The following is a 20,769-nucleotide window of genomic DNA, read 5'->3' as shown; positions in this document are numbered from 1 at the left end:
CCTCTCTGTCGGGAGCGCGGGCGGCCTACCATTTTGAACGAGCCGCTTCCGCTTTTCTGAAGAAGATAGCCGGGGGATCAACTGCCCGTAAAAGCCCGATTGGTGAGGGATGAGAATCAGTGGGGGATGAAGAAAACCCCCACTGATTAAAGTTTCACTTTATTAATACGTAAATGTAATCGTCGCTAATGAATAACCTGCCATCGCACTGTAAGGTGCAACTTGATATGAAACTTTCTTCGCCCCTGTTGGCCAAGAAAGTTCATTTAATGCTTGTTTAATGTCTTGCATCGTTCCATCCATCGACTGCTTATAACGCATTTCCACTTTTGTAGGCTTGGCAGTAAATTGTTTCTGCAATTTACTTTTAAATTCATTGTAATTTTTAGCCCCGTATTGCGACGACAGATAAACTAAGTTCGTATCCTTTAGCATTTTTTTGTACACTACTGCTTTAGGAGTACCTGTTTTTATTTTATCTGTTAATTCGTTATAGTAATTATTTGATGCTTTCGGATACTTAGTTCGATTCCACTCATGATCTTTGCTTAACTGCTCGTCAGACATATTATAGTAAGAATATGTAACACGGCCTGCTTTATCTGGAACTGGATCATCGAATGTAGTATCAATATGATACCACTTATTCTCAATCTTTACCAAGTTCCATGCATGTGCCTGCCCATTTCCTTGCCCTGTTACAATATGCGATTGAATCCCTGCTTCTTTTAATAATTGATAGGTTAATAATGTATATCCTTGGCAAACAGCTGAACGTTTTGCTAATGCTTCATACGCCGTATAAGCTTTATAGGAAGTATCATATGAAACATGTTTCACAACATAATCATGAATTACTTTCACTTTTTCATGCTCATCCATGCCAGCTTTCACAATAGAGTTTATAATTGATTTCGCTTGCGTTTTTACATATTGTGTTTGTTCTTTTGATTCACGATATGTAATTTTTAATGTGAAAGTATAGTTTCCTGGTACCCCTCGTATGGAATACTTTGTGCCCGCTACATTATATTTTAAGTACTCATCTTTATCTACTATCTTCGTATACTCTTTATAGAGCGTGTCCAGTACTTCCCCACCATTTTTAGCTTTTGTTTTATACGTAATTGTAATATTTTCTTCGCGATTATCAATATGTTTTTTTAATTCTTTGCGGAAACCTTCTAAGAGTTTAGCATCTGTTTGCGTAACAGCAACTTTTGAGTTTGTAGCCGCATAAGATACCGCTGGCACTTGTAAACTACCAACCAAAATCATTGAACACAGTGCAACACCTGTTACGTACTTATTTCTCTTCATCTCCTCACACCCTTCTACTTAAAAGTATACAATACTTTGCCAAAAAGAAAATATGAGAACACATACATTCATTCGTTACTATTATCAAATATTAAAGCTTCCCAAAAATAAAACGTAAACAAAAAGCAGTAGATCCTTTATTAAGAATTCTACTGCTTCTCTTTCTAACAAGACTGCAATATACAACATGTATTTTCAAAACGACGCTGCTTTAAATCTTCGTTTCCAATACAGAAATACAACATACCTAAATCTCCCCACGTCATATGACAGTTTGCATAATCAGAGTCAATTTGGAATAACAATGTCATATCATAATCATGGATACCAGTATATTCTCCAGCCTCCTCAAACACTTCTCCTTGAACAGAGAACGGCTCACCAAATACTTGGTGGTTATCATAATGATCTGGTATTAACTCTTCTAACAATTGTAGAAAACGATCCGAATCTGCTTCATCTTCAATAAATAATTCTGGTAGCTTATATGTTAAATGAAATGACAATGCACACTGTGTGTACTTTGATTGTTTATGATTCACTCGCTGTAATCTTTCAATCGGCTCGTTATCATATCGCACACACCAAGCACCTTCATGTCCATCATTAACATTATAGAAAAAATACAACATACCTGTTTTAGGTAAGTCATGCTCCATACCTACATCCTGTAAGTCCGCCAAATTGAATTGCGCAATAAAATCCAATGCCTTCCCTTCATGAGTTGGATATTCAAATGTAGATGAAACATCCGGAAGTCCTCCCATCTTAGAACAACCAATTGAAAGTGATTCTTCTTGTCTCGGAATAACTTTTACACATGGAAATACAGTAGCTAGTAGTTCTCTTTTTATATGGGTTAAATTATGTTTATCAATTAATGAATCAATTTGATTTCTCATAAACTCTCCTTACGTAAATGTACTATTCGTATCATAGCATAAACATTGTACAACATTCATCATAAAAAAATGAAAACAAACAAATCAAAAACGGGCTTATCCCTAGGACGCGAACAAGTTTAAAACAGCATAGTATACATTGTTCCTACAAAAACGATATTTCATCATTCCTTCTAACAGATCCTCCATTGTTCATTTTGCTTCATTCCAACTTTTATTATAAGGAGGCATTCCATATGGGTTACGGATACGGTTGTGGTGGTTATGGATACGGCGGCGGTGGCTGCGGTTACGGCGGTTTTGCTTTATTAATCGTTTTATTCATCCTTTTAATCATCATTGGAGCTAGCTGCTGGGGCGGATTTATCGGTTGCTAAGTAATTTTTAAAAACTATTGTAAAAAAGCACGTGATTCGCGTGCTTTTTTGCTATACAGTAAATCTAATCTTTGAAAGGAATTATCCCTATGAAAATTGATGGTGTTTTTGAAGGTGGTGGCGTTCGAGGTATTGCTCATGTTGGTGCAATTTGTGCATTAGAAAAGCAAGGCTATGAGTGGGAACGTGTAGCGGGAACATCTGCCGGAGCTATTATTGCAGCTCTTCTCGCAGCTGGTTATTCTTGTACCGAGCTAAAGGACATTATAAGTAATATTGATTACCATCAATTCACAAAAAAAACTTTACTTGATAAAATCCCTTTTCTAGGAAAAGGGTTAAGTGCATGGACCAAATTAGGCATTTATTCAAATAGCTTTTTAGAAAGCTGGTTAGAAGATCTCTTGCACAAAAAAGGAATCCATAATTTTAGTGATTTACCTCACCCACATAACTTAAAAATCATCGCCTCAGATATTAGTAATGGAAAAATGGTTATTTTCCCTGATGATTTACCGAAATATGGCTTTACAAACGGCGATTTTTCTATCGCAACTGCGGTCAGAATGAGCAGTACGATTCCTTTCTATTTCGAACCAGTGAAATGGAAAACACCTAAATGGAAACAACCTTGCTATATGGTTGATGGAGGTATTTTGAGCAATTATCCAATATGGATCTTTGATTGCACTTCCATCCCGCGCTGGCCTACTTTTGGATTTCATTTTGTAAAAGATAACATTCAAGCTGAACCTGTCCCTTATGAAGAACCTATTTCTATGTTCAAAGGGTTATTTAAAACAATGATGCAGGCGCATGACTTACGCCATCTAGATAAAGAATCAAAAGCTCGGACGATTACAATTCCAACTGGAACAATTACAAGCACAAAATTCCAATTAACTACCGCTGATAAAGAATGGCTCTATCAGTCTGGTTTTAACGCTGCCGAAGAATTTTTAAAGTCTTGGAATTTCAAAAGATATATTAATCAATATAGGAGTGGAAATCGAGAGCGAAAAACATCTCAACAAAACCACACCCTAGATGCATAGTGCTTTCCTTTCAAATTTGATGAGTTCTTCTCTTATCTATTTTACTTTTTGTACATTTAAAAAAGAGCGAATCTATATTCGCTCTTTTCACATATTTACGGCGCAAAGCTTATCATCCAACCTAACATAACTCCAAATACAGCAAACAGTATCATAAAAAGAAATAAACTACATGCCCACAATGCATATTTTCGACTCTTACTTTTTGTAATCATGCCTATGAATGAACACAACAATCCAACTCCAACTATTTGCCGAAAACCTTCGCCTAAAAATGTTTCTTGAATAAGCAATGTAATGTTCAAATACAATAACGCTAGAAAAGCAATAATTAATGAAATAATCCCCATCCACGTTTCCTGTTTATACATATGACTCTTTCTTTTTTTTAAGAATGCCAATTCCATAATCTCGCTTCACCTACTTTCAATTTTCTAACTTTTTCATGGCTCATCAATTTTTCAACTTCTCCTTTAGGTCCAGTTACAACTGCCCCGTATGTTTTTATCCCATTTTTTTCAAGGAAAGAAATACGCTTTGACAACTCTAATGTTTTCGCTCTAGATAATTTCACCGCTAAATTTTCATGCTTCCGTAATGACTTTAACACACCAATAAATTGTTCCTCATGAGGTGAGTCACTTAAAAAGGGACCGCTTGGACTTGAAATCATATCTGCTGGAAAACCAATCGGGGCAACATACACGCCCTCATCATTCTTTTGCTTCTCCTCTAACCCTGTATTCACGGCATACCAAACAATATCAATAGTAGGAAACATGTTCTCTACCTCTTGTATACTTAATAATTCTCTAAAAGATACAAATGCTTCTACAACAGATTCTTGCGGAAGACCTTTTAATACCTGCGCTTCTTCGCTACTATTATAAGACACATTATAATTATTAGGATGAGATAACACTTCATTATCTATATATGGGACTTCTGGAATTTTTTCATCTGTTGTATATTCACGGCTTACTTTCGTTGCTTTACTTAATAAGTAATATGTTTTCTCTTCTCCTATTCGAATATCTTTCTTTCCTACCCTTTTATACAAATCAAAATGTAATTGTAAACTAAGGGGTAACAATGTTTGCTCCATGTCTCTTTCCTTTATAAATACATTTGGTTCCGTTACACTTAGCGTTTGGTTTACTACATTCCGTATCTCCATTGCGTTTGTCGGTGCCAATACATAGTATGCGAGTGTAGATACATATAAAATAGGTTGAATAATTAGTAAAAAAGTAAATACAATCAAAACATTGGTAAGACGAGCTCGTTTTTTTCCTCTTTTCAACACTTGCTCCTGTTTTCCCTCAGGAAGAGAAGCCGTTTTTTGCTGAAGAGCTTCTTGTAACAAGTCTTTATAATCTCCTTGTTCAGAATGAGGCTTATCATTTGTCATTTTGACTCTTTTCCTCCTTTAACAATTGTTGTAATCTCTTTCTCCCGCGAAAGATGTGACTTTTATACGTGTTTAACTTTAAATCTAATACAGAAGCACCCTCTTCGTACGTTAATTGATGTACGTCGCATAATAAAATAGCTTGTGCTTCTACCACGGGTAAAGTATGAATAATCTGAATTAATTTTTCATAACTATTTTTTGCGACTACATACTCTTCTGTAGATTCGCCTGCTTGTATTGTCTCTAATTTCTCCGTTCCTACAAAAGCTACTTTTTTCTCTTTCCTAACAAAATCAATAAACGTATGATATGCCACTTTAAAAAGCCATGATTTTACCTGTTGATTTTCATAACCTTCTAGATAAAGATAAGCCCGATAAAAAGTCTCCTGCATCAAGTCCTCCGCTACATGATGGCTACGAGAAAGGGAAAATAAATACCGGTACACATCGTTTATATAAATTTTATATATTTCCTCAATTTCCATCCCCCTCCTCCTTTCATATATAACACGAATAAGCGCGTTAAAAAGTTGCATTATTTTCCTGTTTATATTTTTTATTTATTAAAAAAGAAATAACATTTATACATTTCAATAACCATTTACAATTATAAACAAAATATAAGATGTGATAACTATAAATTTCTTAAAAAAGAAAAGCGACCATTTCGGTCGCCTTTCTTTTTTAAGGATACTGTAACCCCTCAGCTTCTTCAGCAGTAACAACAACGTAACGTCCGCCTGTTCTTAATCCTAATAATTCAGCTTTTTCAATCGCCTCTTGTCTCGTTTCCGCATAGGCAGCTAAATACTTCATTCCATCAATAACCTGACAAATAACATATTGTTTCATTTTTCTTTCCCCTTTTTATTACTTGTGCTTATGATCAAAACATACTTATTACACTGAAAGATTCTTTATCAATCTCGCAATTGTTTGAATCCCTTTCTCTATATCCTGCATTGAGGCATATGAATAAGAAAGGCGTAAATATTGTCTAGCATTTCTATCATACACATTTCCCGGATTGAGTAAAATTTTTTCTTCCAATGCTTTTTCAAACAACTCTCGCATAGAAATATGAGGTGTAATGTGTAACCAAATATAAAATCCACCTGTTGGTATTTGCCAAGTTGCTACATCTCTACAGTATTTCTCTAGCATTTCGAGCATAAAGTCTCTTCGTTTTTTCAACTCAATTCGTATATGTTGCATATGTTTTTCATATGACCCATTTACAAACCATTGTGCAGCAGCTCGTTGTGATAACGAACTCGAACCATAATCCATTTGCATCTTTATATCTGCTAATCTTTTAATAACCGGTTCTGATCCAACCACCCAACCAATTCTCAAACCAGGACTAATGACTTTCGACATACTTCCAATATGTAATACAATTCCACTTTTATCATACGCCTTTAAAGGCTTAGGAGGAGGAATATCAAACCATAAATCTTGATACACAGCATCTTCAATGATAGGTAATCCAATTTCATTACATACTTTCATAACCTCTTGTCTTCTTTTCTCACTCATAACAAAACCTGTTGGGTTATGAAAAGTTGGAACTGTATATAAAATCGAACTATCAAATCTCTTTTTATACTTCATAATAAACGATGACTGAATCCCCTGTTCATCCATAGGGATTCCAAGCAAACGCATATTAACAGACTGAAACATATTGATAGAATATAAATACGATGGTTTTTCTAGTAAAATAGAAGATCCTTTGCATAAAAGTCCCATTGAAATAAGTTGCAATGCCTGAAGAGCACCCGAAACAATTAATATAGATGATGGAGATACAAAAATATCATATTTTTGTAAATACTTTACTATTTGTTCTCTCAATTGAAAATCCCCTCTTGGCTCCCCATACCCTAAAGGAATTGACCCCTGCGAAACTTCTTTCATAATCTGCTTCATTTTCTTTTCTGGTAAAAGATCTGGCGAAAGTTCACCTGTACCTAATCTAATAATATGTGGATGGAACTCAGCTTGATTAATTTCTTGAATGGTAGGGAGGTTCGGATAATGAATACCTGCCTCTACATACGAATTCCAATTAGGGTGCGGAAAAGCAGTAGATACATTCCATGTATTACTTCTTACAATCGTTCCCCTTCTGCCTTCTCCCTCAATTAACCCTTGCGCCGTTAATTCATCTAGCGCCATTACAATTGTACTTCGATTCACTTCAAATGCTTGAGAGAAAGCTCGCTGCGATGGTAATTTTGTACCAATCGTCCATTCTCCATTTATAATCTTCTCTTTTATATATTCCTCAATTTGTTTATATAAGGGAACCGGAGAGGATGCATTTGGCTTCCAGTCAAATCGCTCCATATTATCACCACACTTATTTTTGGTTGGCTTGTAATCCAACCATATGGATGGATACAATTTCAAATTTCTTTTATACAATATACACTATCACATTTCAGCTACTTATATAGGAGGAAATAATATGATTGAAGCAATCCTTCATGGAATGATTCTTGCGTTTGGACTCATTCTTCCATTAGGTGTCCAAAATGTTTTTGTCTTTAATCAAGGTGCTAGTCAGCCAAATTTTTTGCGAGCTATACCAGTTGTTCTAACTGCGTCAATCTGCGATACAATTTTAATTTTGATTGCGGTACAAGGTGTATCACTTATGCTTTTGACTTTTTCCTGGCTAACAACAATACTTTATGTAATTGGATTTTTCTTTCTCATCTATATGGGATGGACGATTTGGAAAAGTGAGTCTACAAAAGAAACGATTGAAGTAAAAAAGATGACGATCAAAAAGCAAATTATCTTTGCCGCCTCTGTTTCCTTATTGAACCCACATGCAATTCTAGATACAATTGGCGTCATTGGCACAAACTCGATTCAATATGTAGGCAGCGAAAAATGGGCTTTTACGCTGACAACAGTCACGGTGTCATGGCTTTGGTTTATTAGTCTAGCACTTGCGGGAAGAATGCTTGGAAAAGTCGATTCATCCGGAACAATCATCTCTTTGCTAAATAAAATTTCTGCAGTCATCATATGGGGCGTTGCTCTTTATATGTTGAAACAAGTGATTTTTTAGAAAAAAGGATAACGTTTCACTATATTTATAAGCAATTGTTAAACAATAATTGAGGATGTATTTTATTTATACTGTTCACAAAAGGAGCCGTTACTTATATGGACTATAGCAAAGGTTAGAAATTTATCCCTATGACATCTATTAAAAATGAGATGCTAAAAAATCCATTTGTAATGATTTACAGATGGATTTTTTTACTACCTCTTATTAAATTTCAAATTAAGATGTAGGTTTCGGAACTGACTGTAACGTTTCATCATTCTCTTTAGGTTTAATCCCTATAATTGTAATCATTGCTCCAGCAACTGCAAATATGCAGGTTAAGTAAAACACTTCATGATCTGTCCCCTTCATAAAGTAAGAATAAAGCGGGGGGCCAACTCCCACACCGATAAAACGCATTGAACTATAGAAAGAAGTAACTGTCCCTCTCTGTTCCTTTTCAATCCCTTGTGTAATAAGTGCGTCTAAACACGGTAACGCTATACCGATTCCTACTCCCATAATTACGAAACAAAAAACTAACAAGTAAATACCTTTCAAAAATAATGGCAAAATGACCGATACAGCAGCTAGCGTAAAACCAATGTATATACACTTTTTCATCACAACTTGGTTATCCCCTATTTTCTTTCCTGCCATATATGAACCTATTGATAATACAAGCAAGGGGATTGCAAGTATACATCCTTTCCATATTCCATGAATGTTGTATTTTGATTCTAATATGGTGGACAAATAAAAAAGAATCCCAAATAAAATAAGCATTATAATAGCACCTAATGCAAAAATTGCGACTAACCATCTCCCCTTTTCTCGAAAAGTCGAACCAATTGATTGAATAAATTCTTTAAAAGGCGGTGCTTGATTTTCTTGCTTTTTCACTTTTACTAACAGTAATAATAAAATGATAGCAACAGCACATAGAACTGGGATGGCCCAAAACGGTAAAAACCATACGACTGCTGCTAGGGCAGACCCTAATATTGGACTAAGAACTTTTCCAAATGTGTTTGACGTTTCAATAATTCCTAATCCAGTACTGACTTGCTTTTCATCTTTATATAAATCGCCGACACATGGAATGACAACTGGCATTGCTCCAGCCGCACCTATTCCTTGAATTGCTCTTCCAATAAGAATCCATACATAAGGATTTTCTACTTTCCATGATACCCAACCTGTTATACCGCCTCCAATAGCTGCAATTAATAAGCTTGGGACCATGACCATTTTACGTCCCCATCGGTCTGATAAATAACCAGCAATAGGAATTAACAAAATTGCAAAAATAGAATAGATCGTAATAATCATAGACACTTGAAAAGAAGAAATATGTAGTTTCTTTTCGATTGTTGGAAGGATTGGAATGAGCATTGAATTTCCTAATGTCATAACAAGTGGAACAGATGCAAGTGCAATTAAACAACAGTTTTCTTTTTTTAACATGTTGATGTCGAAACCTTTCATCATTTATTTCTTTCCATGTAGTAGCCCTGATAAAATTTACAATTGAATTTCATCAGGGCTACTATATTTCATCTGCTTTTTAACTTATATAACAAAAGAAATTAGATTATAACATAGCATTACTTCTATTTTTCCAATCCTTATTACAGTACATACATCCCATTAAATAGAAATTTTATTTTTACTTTCGGAAAATGATACAAAAAAAGAAAGGAAGAACTCTCCCCTTCTTTTATGCGGCATTACATTAACGAGTATACCCGCCACCAAGCTGCTGCTCTGCCATAGCTACAAGACGTTTCGTGATTTCACCGCCTACAGAACCATTTGCACGAGAAGAAGTATCCGCTCCAAGTTGTACACCAAACTCTTGCGCGATTTCATATTTCATTTGATCAAGAGCCGCTTGAGCTCCATGTGATGCTAATTGATTAGAATTACGATTTCTAGCCATTTCCGTTCACCTCCTTTACATATTAAAATGTATAAATTTCAAAATAAAATACATGGTAAATTATGGTTTTCGATGAAACTACTTTCAAATAACGTATCCTTTACATACATAAAAAAGAGTCTCAGAAAATGAGACTCTTTTTTTCCTACCCTAACTAATCGTTTTATTCCAATTCCAAAACGATTAGATTTCATCACACTACCAATCGAAAACATTTCACTTCATGGAGTCAATACCTTCAGTTGTTTTCTTCTCAACTGAATGATTTCTTCTCGTAATACCTCTTTTGCATCATATCCAAACCATTCTAGCGAAGCGAAATGTTCCGTACCTTGAATTTCTCTAATAATCTCTTCATAGTTCACAATCCCTTCAAATAACGGAACCATTCCTTTTCGGCTACCAGCTGAAGCGTATACATTATTCGGCTCAAAGACATCTAAATGAGCAGCCGAAGATATATTTTTCATATGGTAGTGCTGTACCCACGGTTTTAACTGGCGATAACTTTCTACTGGATCCGTACCAGATTCCCACATATGGAGAAAATCGAGATTAACTTTCAAATATGGATGATTTACCTCCTCTAATAATTGTAAAGTCGAATCTAAACAATCTGTTAATGTATTTGGATGTGTTTCTAATAACACATCCATATTGTGTTGCGCAAATACATCACAGATCATGCGAATTCGTTTTACATATTCCTGACGTTCTTCTTTTGTAAAACTGTTGCTTCTTTTTTGTCCAGCAAATGTACGAATCTTATTCGTATTACACCAATTTGCTAGTGACGCTAATCGCTCTGCTTTTTCTATTGTTCTCCCAAAATCTGCTGACAATGAAATATCTAAATAGTCACTTATCATTGTGATTTTTAAATTTTTATTTTCCAAAAAATCTAGTTGTTCTTCTGTCACTTTACGTTCTTGTCCATATAAATTTTGTGCATGAATTCCCCATAGTTCAATCCCTTCAAATCCGTTCTCATAAGCAAATTGAACAATATCAGTAAATGAAATTAGCTGATGGCGAAACGAAATCGTACATAACGAATATTTCATACTTTCAAACCCCTTTATATCAAATTCAATGATGGTTGTTTATTCCGCTATTTGTGGACAGTAACACTCTCACCTCAAAATTCAGCAAAAAACAAAGAAGTTTGGTAGGAGATGAACTGTCCATAAAAAACGAATTGATTAAAGTTTCACTTTATAAAATGACAGACTGATTTATTCTTATCTTTTTCCATGCTACAAACTGTCTCTCTAGCTCCTGCTTAATCGTAAGTTCAATTTCATTCATCTCATTTAATTTTTCAACAATTGAAGATAACAGCTCTCTATTTTTTGTCATTGCCATTTTGATTACTTTATACTGGACATTTGTGAACCCTTGTACAATATCTTCTACCCGGTCACACCAATAATCAAATTCTGTTTCAGGGTATTGTAATGTTTCACGAAAATATGCGAATGCATGTTCATAACTATATTTACGAATGGCCAATACAGGTATTTGTTTCACTGCTGCTATTAGTTTAGAAAATTCCGTTTCACCTTCACCATTTACCATTCTTATGACCAAATCTGTTAATTTCATCGTTAATTCATTGTAATCCCTGTTGAATGTCTCAATAAAATAACTTTCTATCGCTTCCTGCTTAGGCTCCCGGACCGTCTGTACATCTATGAAATAGCCACCACCGAACGGATTGTTTTCAATAGAATGAGTCACTTTATCCTTTTCCATATTTCCTTCCCAGCGAAAATCAGGGTCCAGCATAAACCATTCATCTTCCTGATTCGTTTTTTCAATCATTAAATAATGCGGGAATGGTTTTTGATGAAATTTATTCTCCCGTTCTGGCAATAGTGACATATCTACCATTACAATGACATATCGATTTTCTGGCTTTGTTTCTACTAACTCTAAAAAGGTCTCTACATTCGTTTCTTTCTCTTTTGAATGATCGTACCATTCATTTACTTTTATTCCGTATAGTTTTTCATACCAATGTAAGTAACTGTCATGGCTAATATTTTCAGAATGATAAGAAATGACTCCTTCTTCTGTTATATCAAAATCCCCATCCCATAAACCAAAGTAAAAAGGTCGAAAATCTATATCACTACGCCTTTTAATAATTTCACAAAAGCAACTCACTAAACAGTGCACTTTAATTGAAGTCATCTTCTCACCCGTTTTCTAAAATATTAGTTATTTACATCCATTTGTAGCGGTTGTAACTCTTCCATAAAGTCTAGTAATGAACCTATAGTAGAAAATGCTTTCGGATCCAGTTCATCTTCAGGAACATATAATTGTAAATCCATTTCAATATACACAATAAGTTGAAGCATCATAACAGAATCAATATATAAATCTTGATTCAAACGCATTGTATCTTCTAAATAAGTAACATTTTTTAATTCCATTTTTTCTATCATAATTTTTAATACCGCTGCCTTTAACATTTTACGATTCACGTTGTCATTTCCTCCATTTCTAATAGTTTACGGCTTACCTTCCCAGTTGCATTTTTAGGAATTTCCGTTACATTTTCAATTTCATGCGGGACTTTATAAGACGGTAAATGCTGTATACACCATTCTCGTATTTGAACAGGCTCAATACTAGAAATCACTTTTGCTTTTACAATCTCACCCATTACAGGGTGTTTTCCGCGATATACAATGGCCTCCTGAATACCATCTAAACGGAGCATTGTCTCCTCAACTTCTACTGGGAACACTTTCAAACCGGACACGTTAATTACATCGTCCATACGCCCAACAAAATGCAACCCACGTTCTGATCTATATCCTAAATCTTTTGTATAAATCACTTTCTCTCCAATTGTTACTACTATTTCTTCAGGCTCGTTTTGATCACCACTAATGCGAATAAACGCATGAGGAAGTGCTTCTCCTAAATCTAAATGGGTATTCATATTGTGACATATACTAATGCAACCTGCTTCTGAACATCCGTATTGCTGCATCATATACTTTGTCATTCCTTTGAGTTTATAAAATAATGATTCTGGTAACGGTGAACCTGATGTCATCACTTTATGAAACTGAAAAGTTTCTTGTGGAAAACTCCCCATAATATGTAACATAAGTGGTACCGCATATATGATATGTTTTGGTGTGTTACGAATGATATTTAATGCAAATTTCGGGTTTTTACTTGTAATAACAATTGGCTTACTGCCTCGCATGATTGCAGATAACGTCCCGCAAATTAATCCATATGAATGGGAAACAGGAGCCAATACAATTGGTACTTCATCAACTTCACACTGCAAAGCTTGATTATAAGCGTCAATTTCTCTTTCAATTTCTTCCCATGGCCTTTCAATGAGTTTCGGTTCACCAGTTGTTCCAGAACTATATTGCAGTAAGGATGGTTCTTTTTTTATTTCGTGTTCACCATTTAATGTTATGAATTGCTTAAAATCTCCATATAAGATTCCAAAACATTCGGCACGTTTTGCCATTTCAATAGCTGTATCTTTTGGTGTCTCTCCATGAATCAGTAGTACGGATGCCTTTTTTTGTTTTAAGAAAAAGACAAGCGTAATAATATCAAAAGGATCTGTTATACAAAGAGCAAACCTCTTGCCATTCACTTCTTGAAAATGTTCCATATTTTCATACGTTTGTAGTCTTAATTCAAAATCGTTCTTGCTATATTCTTGTTTGTTAACGGTCAGCATGATTTACCTCCACATTAAAATTTCTACTCTTTATCAGTTGCTGTGCATGATATAACGGATTCGGCACTTCATGTACAAGCGATTCCACATCCTTATATAAGCGACGTTTTGTTAATTGCTCTGCTCGAAATGTAGGTGTATATAAATGCAGTTCTTCAAAACGTCCATATAAATGCTGCGAACTCATAAAGTGACTCTCCAACTCTTCTACAACAAGCATCCAAAATCTCTCTTCATTAAATTGGTATTCATCAGCAAGCAGTAAAGCGAGTTCACCCAAATTAAATAAGAAGAGCGCATCTAAGATCATTTCTTGTAAATAGCGCATACTGTCCATTTCAAAAAAGTCATTCAGCTGTCCTTTGGCATACATATCGTGTACTTTTGTAAAATCAGGACACTTTTCGGGCATTTTTAAATATGGACGATAAAATTCAATCCCCTCATGAAAATCTTTTAGTGCAATCCGGATTGGCATTCCTTGTTTATGAATAAGAATCATATTTTGTCCATGCGATTCTAGCGCGATGCCATGTTCCACTAATAAATGTACAACTGGTAACACTGCTTTTTGAATAAGCTTATGCAGCCAATTTTCAATTCCACTTTTCTTTAGCCACGGCTCAATAATATGTCTCCCATCTCGGTCTTTTGCATATAAGGCATTAAACGGCACGGCTTCTTCTGCCTCTTCCAAATGTGCATGAATACTCTCACGCCAAATACATCCTAACGAACCGTAAGTAGCTTGACCCGGTGGATCGTACGTTACACCGGCAAATTCTTGTAATAAAACAACACGTGCCTTATCTCGTAAATAAGTGTCACCCCTTACCAAATCTGTTAACCAATTTGAAATAATAGGTGCACTAACAACTGAGTGTGGTTTTAATGTCCGAACAGTTGACGTATTTAATAAGTTCATAGAAAGCTTCACATAAGGTTTCATGCAATTAGTAGCATTTTGTAAAGTACGCATCGATTGCTGTGCAAAATATTCACCTTCTGATTGTTCTATAAAAATAATGTGCCTGTTGTGTATATGTTCAGCGTAGTTCGGAATTATATAATTCTCCCATTGCCACGGATGAACGGGCATAACCGTATAATCATTTGGATCGCATCCTATATTTCGAACAGTAGAATAAAATTCAATTCGTTTCTTCTCCCCTACTTCTTCTCTCACAACATAATCGAATTCTGCTTTGGACATAGATCCTATATGAGTATATGTATCATGAACCGCTATCCAAATGAGTTTCATCGACTGTTTAAATTCGAAACCGTATTGGTAATTATCACGATAATGAAAGCCGATTCTTGCCTTATAACTTGGATGATATGGATGTCCATCCATTAAACTACTTTCCAATTCATCGTATGTTTTTTCTATCAGCTTCCCTTTTGTTTCGTTTCTTTCATATTGAGCTATTGTATCCTTAAAAATTGTTTGTTCTAACTCTTGAATAAAGGAACGTAATTTCACTTCATCTATTTGAATCATTTTAAAAACTTCGTTTAAAAATTGTGCAATTGATGTTACTTCTTCTTCCCTATCATTTTGAATTCTTACAAGTGGCTCTTCGTTTAAGCGAATACGACCAAATGTCATTCGTTCTTGACCACAACATCTGTATATAACGCTATCTCCACTTTCATCAAGCCCTGAGATGATAAAAAATATATTTTCTTCCTCTTGTATGCAAATTGGAGAAATGATTTCCTCATAAATTAACGACTCTATTAATTGACGAAAAACTCTTCGCCTAACACCAATATAACAATCCGATTGAACCGCTTTCATTACTCTCGTATGATAAACCTCTTCCTTCATCGTTTCCTCCATAATAGAAAGTATTGGAAATACCATTTTTTGTATTACGTGAAATTTTAAAACTATTTATGAACGAACAACGCTTTCTATTTTATTACACTCTGCCTCCACTTCCTGACAGAGCGGATTGTTAACCTGGACATAAATAGCTTGCTCAAGAGGGCTTGTTAATTCATCAACATCAAAAAATCTTGTTAATAAGTTTGCTTTACACGGTAATTCTTTATTTTTCAATAACTCTTCTAAAAATGTCGATGGTTCACGATCATACGGAAGGAACGATTCTAGTACACTCCGTAATTCAGAAAGGAGACTGTTCTCATCTATTAACCTCGATGTACCGAATCCATTTATTAATCCAAACATATGATTAAAAATTAAATAGTAACGAAAACGTTCATCTGCAATACTGTCATCATATAAATTACCACTCTTTTCACCGATACCAGGCAATTCAGCATCCAAAATATGTTTCATTGAATTACAGAAATAAAACCCTTGATTATCACGGAAGTAAAATTTTTCTGGATAACCACCTTTCAACTGAATAACACTATTTTGTTGATGTGCCTCTAATGCAACTCCATATTTTAAATACATCCATACCATTGGTTTTAAGGAAATATTCATATACTTCCGGAACCAATCTAAACTTACCTCTTCACAACTTCTTCCTTCTTCTTCTGCAAGATGATGAATAATATTTGCTAATCTCGTCTTTTCACCTGGAAGCGCATCTTGTACAAGTGCTGCAATAAGTGTTGCATTGTTTGCACTTTCATTATAAAAATCGTTTTCACGAATAATGACTTCAAATCCTGATTCTTGTCCTTCAAGTTCTAACGTAATATAAGCTGGGTCACATATGAAATCAAATCCTGGGAATTTATCGCGTACTTCTCCGATTTTTGTATTTAATATTTCTTTTCCCTCTATTCCACTTTCAAGTTCTTTCAGTTTATTAATGCGCATTGAATTTGTAACCTTCACAGGAAAAGAAAATTTAAACATATAGTTTGACTCTGGATGATACATTGTTCTTAGTGATGATGTTGCCATATATGACTTTCCGACTGGTCCGAGATACTCGAGCACACCATTCTCTATCCAACTTTTCACATGAAATTGATGTAATAACCATTCTGCTTGAAGTGGATGGATCGGAATTAAAGAATAGTCATCTTCTTCACAATAACGTTCAATAAATTCCGTACTGACAGACGGGTCTTTCCTTAACTCCCTTTTTATAATTTCTGTTGCCTGTTCCATAAGAACGGACTTTTCCTTTACTAAATCTTTATGAGCTCGAAAATAATGAAGTTGACACTCACCCTGTAATTCAGGTGAATACATTGAACTTTTCCAATTTAATATTCCTTGTCTACTCTTTGGTGTAGGATGGGTTAAATGACCAAAAAGTAAAGATTGCTCTGCCTCTATGAAAGTCGTATGAATCCCATATAATTTTGCAACATCTTTTTCTCTTCCCTCAACAAACTCCTTAATATTTTGACAACTTTGAATAACTCGAAGTAGAAGTTCGTCAGGGTTTGTCCCTCCTCCATAATTCATAGACATCTCTTTTATTAATAGTGTAATAACCGTTACATAATCAGCTTTCACAACATGAAAATCTGTTCCAATTTGATAATAAAAATGCTTTCCAAACAGATGACGATCTGTTGGTGATTTATATATAACTTCTGCATACAAAGTAATGTTTTGCGCCGATAACCGACAGCATAAATAAGTTGAAACAGTACTTGTATCCGTTGTATTACAAAAAATTCTACTTACATTCTCATCTTTTGTAATCCATTCCCCACTTCCTGTTTCACGTAAATAACAATTTAAAAAGCTTTGCATTGTTGCATGTTCCGCGATTTGTTTCGCATGCTGCATACTTGTCCTCCTCTTTACAATAAAGCTATCGGAATTTTTAATAATAACTAACGAAAGTAAATGATTATCATTATCAAATATGATTCTAATTGATTATCATTTTCAATTCAAGACTATATTTCAGAATTTTTTTTATCAAAATTAATTTCTCAACTTCATTACCATCTAATCTCTCGATAGAATATAGATACGATACAGAAAAAATCTTAAGTTCTGCAAAAAACAACTAGCCCCCACAAAAAGGGCTAGTTGACGTAAAATTCGTTATTGGAAGTGAAATGAGCTTACACATCCCAGCTGTTGATGATAGCTAATATTTGATGATCTGTCCATTTACCATTAACCTTTACATTTTCTTTAGCTATACCTTCTTTTTTAAATCCTACTTTTTCTAATACACGAATAGATGCTATATTGTCAGGCATAGCTCCTGCTTCAATTCTATGTAGTTTTAATTCTCTAAAAGCAAAGTCTACAACAAGTTGAAGAGCTTCTGTTGTATAGCCCTTTGCATTATACTCCTTATCTAAAGTAAATCCTGTATAACAGCTTTGAACGTCTCCCCTAGTAATTTGAGTTAATGAAATGTCTCCGATAAGTTTATCAGTTGCTTTTAAAAAGATTCCAAAAGGATATACTTGCCCTTCATCCGTCTTTTTTAATGCCCGTTCAAGGCGTATTTTTTGATGTTCTTCTGTATAAAAGGCTTCTGGGAATAATGGGCAAACTCGTTGGAAAAATTCGCGATTTCTAGCATGTAATTTGGCTAACTCGCTGGCGTCAGAAATCTTGTAAAGTCGAAGATATATTTGTTGTCCTACTAGTTTCATAAAACCCCTCCGATATATTTTAAATACAATTTTATTCTTGGCAAATCTGATAAATTCCTCTTATATATCATATTCATGTGAGGTTAACATAACGTCCCATTATATGTAGCAAACATAGGGACTAATTCTATATGCAACAAGGATTAGATGTCTTTTCTTTTTAAAAGCTTACTGAAAGAATATATACTTTCGTTTTATTACATATGTTTTCTCAGAATGGTACTTATTAGAAGCGTTGATCTTTGTTACCATAGTTGTCCTATTTATCGTACTAAATTTAGTTTTCAAAAGCTTTTAGTTGACTTTTGGAGCTGCTCGACATTTACAGATAAAAAAACACTCGTTCTGATTAGGAACGAGTGTTTTTCTTTTTAGGTTATTTGACAGGTACAAACTTCCACGAGCTAGGTTTTTGTGTTTTTTCACCTAGTACAATCCAACTTTTCTCTGCATTTATATTTTCATAATTTAATGGATAGTCATCTGTAAAAATATAATATTCTGTAGGATTATCCGGGTTAATTTTAATTTTAAAGTCAGCTAAACTATCAGATTTTTGAGCAAGGTGAATCCAACTGGAATAATTAGACCAATTTAAATATTGAAATTGATCATAATTCGAGTGCTTCATGCGAAGATATATACTCTCCCCGTGGTGTAGCTTTGCATCATTTTCTTTATAGAACACAAATTCTATAGGTGTACCAGATAAAGCATTGTTCTCTTTACTTGCAAGCAAAACATAATCGTAACGATTTAAAGAATACCATTCAAATGCTAGCCCTTGATAAGGAGATTCACTTGGTACAATATAATAGCTTTTCCCTGCTTCTATGACGTTTCCTGCTATATCATAGATTAATGCAGTCTCTATACTTGGAGCTTGCACATTTTTAGCAAACGTTTTAAACCAAAGATTTAAGAAACCTGCTGTATTGCGCTGAGCTTCTCCTAAGCTTCGCTGCACAGCTGGGGTAACCATTTCTTGCCACAATTGCGCCTTACCACTATTGTAATACTCAAATGTTTTATCATTAGCAATATTTTGGATTTCAGGTTTAGCTACTCGGGCTGCATAATCAATCCATTCTTCAGGTGTAGATAGAGAGTCGTTATAATTCCCGCCAGTATTGACTGCAAATTGATCTTGAATGGTTGTAACATAATTTTCAAAGTAGCTATGATATTTAATAGCTCTCGTATCAATTGCGGTAAAATTTGCTGCATGCATAGGTTGTGTCGCATCTGTAAAGTAGTGCGTGGCTACCCCTAAGTAATAGAAAGCTTTTTCATAGTCTTTATTTCGTAAATGTTCTCCAGATTCATAAAAGTATTTCTTGCCTTGTGTAAGAGCCGTTGGATCTGTTTCTCCTCTATAATTTTCTTTAGTATCAGGATCATAAAAATGGGATTTCCATCCGCCTTTAAAAACTCCACCTATTCCCGTTCCACCATCGTTAAACTCTGCTTCATAATCTGCATCATATAATCCTTTAGAAAAGAGCTCTTTATATTGCGGATAATTTAAGAAGTCCAAAGCCTGCTTATTTGCTTCAACATTAGATTCTGTTTTCATAATTTCAATAGCTTGTTTTGCAATCCATAAATGTGTACTTTTATCAGAATGATACGGAGCTTCTGCAGACCATCGTGCAGTAATAGGATCATTCTCAGTTAAATCGATTTGATCTAGGTGAGCATAGCTACTTTGAGGGGCTACTCCTAAAATAGTTAAAGTCATTCCAGCTATACATAGTGTTGATGTGATTTTTTTCGTTTTTTTCATTTTTTATTCCTTTCTGAATATACAATATATTATATAAATATTCATCATAATAACGTAATATTGAGTTAAAGTCAATAAGAAATGTTTCAAATTAAAAAGCCGCTAGCAAAAGCTAATTGCCTGGCTCCTAGGCATTTCCAAATGGTGTATGGAATCTCTTCGTATTTGATGACTTTGGTGTATTTGCTAGTTCTATCACGGAAGGCTGGACACTACATATTACTACTACTTTTTGTTCTTAAGAAATCGTGATTTTTAGATTATTGTAATAAACTAGTTCATTACAATGAAGAGGAATATGAAATAATTCTTTTTGATTGTGGCATTTTTCTAATGTAAGACATGCATTCTTCTTATATGTGTGTCTTATTTATTTTTCTTATTCTTTTATTAGATCAATATATGTATGTTATATTCATATGAAGTTAAAATAACGCAACATTATTATCGGTGGCAAGAAAAAGGTGGATTCCTACTCTCACAAGGGATCCGCCTATTTCTTTTCTATGACTCTATTCATTTTTTTATACATTCCTATCCTGGCGTGGGTTTTAGGATTCTCATTTGTTACTGGATTAGCCGAAAAATTGTATAAAATCTTGCTTGCTCTT

At 34.5% G+C, this 20,769-nt stretch carries 20 protein-coding genes; 3 read left to right on the top strand and 17 right to left on the bottom strand.

Annotated elements, in window-relative coordinates; genetic code table 11:
* Nucleotides 1-162: 162 nt before the first annotated feature.
* On the bottom strand, nt 163-1,320 hold the full coding sequence (locus CN373_RS18960; RefSeq protein ID WP_098359904.1) for a transglutaminase domain-containing protein: 1,158 nt from the start codon (nt 1,318-1,320) through the stop codon (nt 163-165).
* Between the two features lie 164 nt (nt 1,321-1,484).
* A complete protein-coding gene (locus CN373_RS18955; protein ID WP_098359903.1) occupies nt 1,485-2,222 on the bottom strand; it encodes a YwqG family protein in 738 nt (245 codons plus the stop codon).
* A gap of 236 nt (nt 2,223-2,458) precedes the next feature.
* Between CN373_RS18955 and CN373_RS18950 the strand changes: the two genes are divergently transcribed.
* Entirely contained in the window at nt 2,459-2,599 is a 141-nt protein-coding gene (locus CN373_RS18950; protein ID WP_000540417.1) for a YjcZ family sporulation protein, read from the top strand.
* 89 nt (nt 2,600-2,688) lie between these two features.
* The gene (locus CN373_RS18945) at nt 2,689-3,654 is read left to right on the top strand and encodes a patatin-like phospholipase family protein (protein ID WP_098359902.1); all 966 of its coding nucleotides are present in this window, start codon (nt 2,689-2,691) and stop codon (nt 3,652-3,654) included.
* Between the two features lie 95 nt (nt 3,655-3,749).
* Here CN373_RS18945 and CN373_RS18940 read toward each other — a convergent pair whose 3' ends face one another.
* From CN373_RS18940 to CN373_RS18920, 5 genes are all read right to left on the bottom strand, one after another.
* Entirely contained in the window at nt 3,750-4,061 is a 312-nt protein-coding gene (locus CN373_RS18940; protein ID WP_000417679.1) for a hypothetical protein, read from the bottom strand.
* Nucleotides 4,043-5,065, bottom strand: a complete 1,023-nt coding sequence (locus CN373_RS18935) for an anti-sigma factor (RefSeq protein WP_098359901.1) — start codon at nt 5,063-5,065, stop codon at nt 4,043-4,045. The genes CN373_RS18940 and CN373_RS18935 overlap by 19 nt, the downstream gene beginning before the upstream one ends.
* Entirely contained in the window at nt 5,055-5,555 is a 501-nt protein-coding gene (locus CN373_RS18930) for a sigma-70 family RNA polymerase sigma factor (protein ID WP_000401916.1), read from the bottom strand. Before CN373_RS18930 ends, CN373_RS18935 begins: the two co-directional genes overlap by 11 nt.
* A gap of 199 nt (nt 5,556-5,754) precedes the next feature.
* The gene (locus CN373_RS18925) at nt 5,755-5,922 is read right to left on the bottom strand and encodes a DUF3933 family protein (RefSeq protein WP_000816392.1); all 168 of its coding nucleotides are present in this window, start codon (nt 5,920-5,922) and stop codon (nt 5,755-5,757) included.
* Nucleotides 5,923-5,970: 48 nt separating this feature from the next.
* Nucleotides 5,971-7,422, bottom strand: coding sequence for a PLP-dependent aminotransferase family protein (locus CN373_RS18920; RefSeq protein ID WP_098359900.1), 1,452 nt, complete (start codon nt 7,420-7,422; stop codon nt 5,971-5,973).
* Between the two features lie 121 nt (nt 7,423-7,543).
* Between CN373_RS18920 and CN373_RS18915 the strand changes: the two genes are divergently transcribed.
* Nucleotides 7,544-8,155 (top strand): LysE/ArgO family amino acid transporter, encoded by a 612-nt coding sequence (locus CN373_RS18915; protein WP_000568546.1) that lies wholly within the window; start codon nt 7,544-7,546, stop codon nt 8,153-8,155.
* Between the two features lie 219 nt (nt 8,156-8,374).
* Here CN373_RS18915 and CN373_RS18910 read toward each other — a convergent pair whose 3' ends face one another.
* The 10 genes from CN373_RS18910 to CN373_RS18865 form a co-directional block, all read right to left on the bottom strand.
* Nucleotides 8,375-9,628, bottom strand: coding sequence for an MFS transporter (locus tag CN373_RS18910; RefSeq protein WP_098359899.1), 1,254 nt, complete (start codon nt 9,626-9,628; stop codon nt 8,375-8,377).
* Between the two features lie 244 nt (nt 9,629-9,872).
* Nucleotides 9,873-10,079: an alpha/beta-type small acid-soluble spore protein gene (locus tag CN373_RS18905; protein ID WP_000113545.1), complete on the bottom strand. Its 207-nt coding sequence runs from the start codon at nt 10,077-10,079 to the stop codon at nt 9,873-9,875.
* A 221-nt stretch (nt 10,080-10,300) separates the two neighbouring features.
* A complete protein-coding gene (locus CN373_RS18900) occupies nt 10,301-11,143 on the bottom strand; it encodes a sugar phosphate isomerase/epimerase family protein (RefSeq protein WP_098359898.1) in 843 nt (280 codons plus the stop codon).
* 151 nt (nt 11,144-11,294) lie between these two features.
* Complete coding sequence (locus CN373_RS18895) at nt 11,295-12,275, bottom strand: DUF6005 family protein (RefSeq protein WP_000200699.1); 981 nt, start codon at nt 12,273-12,275, stop codon at nt 11,295-11,297.
* Nucleotides 12,276-12,298: 23 nt separating this feature from the next.
* Nucleotides 12,299-12,571, bottom strand: a complete 273-nt coding sequence (asbD, locus tag CN373_RS18890; protein WP_001080449.1) for a petrobactin biosynthesis protein AsbD — start codon at nt 12,569-12,571, stop codon at nt 12,299-12,301.
* The gene (locus CN373_RS18885; protein WP_098359897.1) at nt 12,568-13,806 is read right to left on the bottom strand and encodes an AMP-binding protein; all 1,239 of its coding nucleotides are present in this window, start codon (nt 13,804-13,806) and stop codon (nt 12,568-12,570) included. Before CN373_RS18885 ends, asbD begins: the two co-directional genes overlap by 4 nt.
* Nucleotides 13,793-15,640 carry an IucA/IucC family protein gene (locus CN373_RS18880; RefSeq protein WP_098359896.1) on the bottom strand — a complete coding sequence of 616 codons (1,848 nt, stop codon included), beginning with the start codon at nt 15,638-15,640 and terminating at the stop codon, nt 13,793-13,795. Before CN373_RS18880 ends, CN373_RS18885 begins: the two co-directional genes overlap by 14 nt.
* 66 nt (nt 15,641-15,706) lie before the next feature.
* Nucleotides 15,707-17,542, bottom strand: coding sequence for an IucA/IucC family protein (locus CN373_RS18875; protein WP_098359895.1), 1,836 nt, complete (start codon nt 17,540-17,542; stop codon nt 15,707-15,709).
* Nucleotides 17,543-17,826: 284 nt separating this feature from the next.
* Nucleotides 17,827-18,372, bottom strand: coding sequence for a GNAT family N-acetyltransferase (locus tag CN373_RS18870; protein ID WP_098359894.1), 546 nt, complete (start codon nt 18,370-18,372; stop codon nt 17,827-17,829).
* Nucleotides 18,373-18,748: 376 nt separating this feature from the next.
* Nucleotides 18,749-20,158, bottom strand: a complete 1,410-nt coding sequence (locus tag CN373_RS18865) for a zinc dependent phospholipase C family protein (RefSeq protein ID WP_098359893.1) — start codon at nt 20,156-20,158, stop codon at nt 18,749-18,751.
* Between the last annotated feature and the right edge of the window lie 611 nt (nt 20,159-20,769).

It is taken from the genome of Bacillus cereus (assembly GCF_002561295.1).
GTDB lineage: Bacteria > Bacillota > Bacilli > Bacillales > Bacillaceae_G > Bacillus_A > Bacillus_A cereus_S.
This window is presented reverse-complemented; position numbering and strand designations above follow the sequence as displayed.

What these genes read in the sequence shown, in the direction of transcription:
- CN373_RS18920 (WP_098359900.1), bottom strand. Translation starts at nt 7,422, where the DNA reads ATGGAGCGATTTGACTGGAAGCCAAATGCATCCTCTCCGGTTCCCTTA.
- CN373_RS18945 (WP_098359902.1), top strand. Translation starts at nt 2,689, where the DNA reads ATGAAAATTGATGGTGTTTTTGAAGGTGGTGGCGTTCGAGGTATTGCT.
- CN373_RS18885 (WP_098359897.1), bottom strand. Translation starts at nt 13,806, where the DNA reads ATGCTGACCGTTAACAAACAAGAATATAGCAAGAACGATTTTGAATTA.
- CN373_RS18865 (WP_098359893.1), bottom strand. Translation starts at nt 20,158, where the DNA reads ATGAAAAAAACGAAAAAAATCACATCAACACTATGTATAGCTGGAATG.
- CN373_RS18960 (WP_098359904.1), bottom strand. Translation starts at nt 1,320, where the DNA reads ATGAAGAGAAATAAGTACGTAACAGGTGTTGCACTGTGTTCAATGATT.
- CN373_RS18880 (WP_098359896.1), bottom strand. Translation starts at nt 15,640, where the DNA reads ATGAAGGAAGAGGTTTATCATACGAGAGTAATGAAAGCGGTTCAATCG.
- CN373_RS18905 (WP_000113545.1), bottom strand. Translation starts at nt 10,079, where the DNA reads ATGGCTAGAAATCGTAATTCTAATCAATTAGCATCACATGGAGCTCAA.
- CN373_RS18870 (WP_098359894.1), bottom strand. Translation starts at nt 18,372, where the DNA reads ATGAAACTAGTAGGACAACAAATATATCTTCGACTTTACAAGATTTCT.
- CN373_RS18940 (WP_000417679.1), bottom strand. Translation starts at nt 4,061, where the DNA reads ATGGAATTGGCATTCTTAAAAAAAAGAAAGAGTCATATGTATAAACAG.
- CN373_RS18955 (WP_098359903.1), bottom strand. Translation starts at nt 2,222, where the DNA reads ATGAGAAATCAAATTGATTCATTAATTGATAAACATAATTTAACCCAT.
- CN373_RS18900 (WP_098359898.1), bottom strand. Translation starts at nt 11,143, where the DNA reads ATGAAATATTCGTTATGTACGATTTCGTTTCGCCATCAGCTAATTTCA.
- CN373_RS18895 (WP_000200699.1), bottom strand. Translation starts at nt 12,275, where the DNA reads ATGACTTCAATTAAAGTGCACTGTTTAGTGAGTTGCTTTTGTGAAATT.
- CN373_RS18930 (WP_000401916.1), bottom strand. Translation starts at nt 5,555, where the DNA reads ATGGAAATTGAGGAAATATATAAAATTTATATAAACGATGTGTACCGG.
- CN373_RS18950 (WP_000540417.1), top strand. Translation starts at nt 2,459, where the DNA reads ATGGGTTACGGATACGGTTGTGGTGGTTATGGATACGGCGGCGGTGGC.
- CN373_RS18935 (WP_098359901.1), bottom strand. Translation starts at nt 5,065, where the DNA reads ATGACAAATGATAAGCCTCATTCTGAACAAGGAGATTATAAAGACTTG.
- CN373_RS18915 (WP_000568546.1), top strand. Translation starts at nt 7,544, where the DNA reads ATGATTGAAGCAATCCTTCATGGAATGATTCTTGCGTTTGGACTCATT.
- CN373_RS18875 (WP_098359895.1), bottom strand. Translation starts at nt 17,542, where the DNA reads ATGCAGCATGCGAAACAAATCGCGGAACATGCAACAATGCAAAGCTTT.
- CN373_RS18910 (WP_098359899.1), bottom strand. Translation starts at nt 9,628, where the DNA reads ATGATGAAAGGTTTCGACATCAACATGTTAAAAAAAGAAAACTGTTGT.
- CN373_RS18925 (WP_000816392.1), bottom strand. Translation starts at nt 5,922, where the DNA reads ATGAAACAATATGTTATTTGTCAGGTTATTGATGGAATGAAGTATTTA.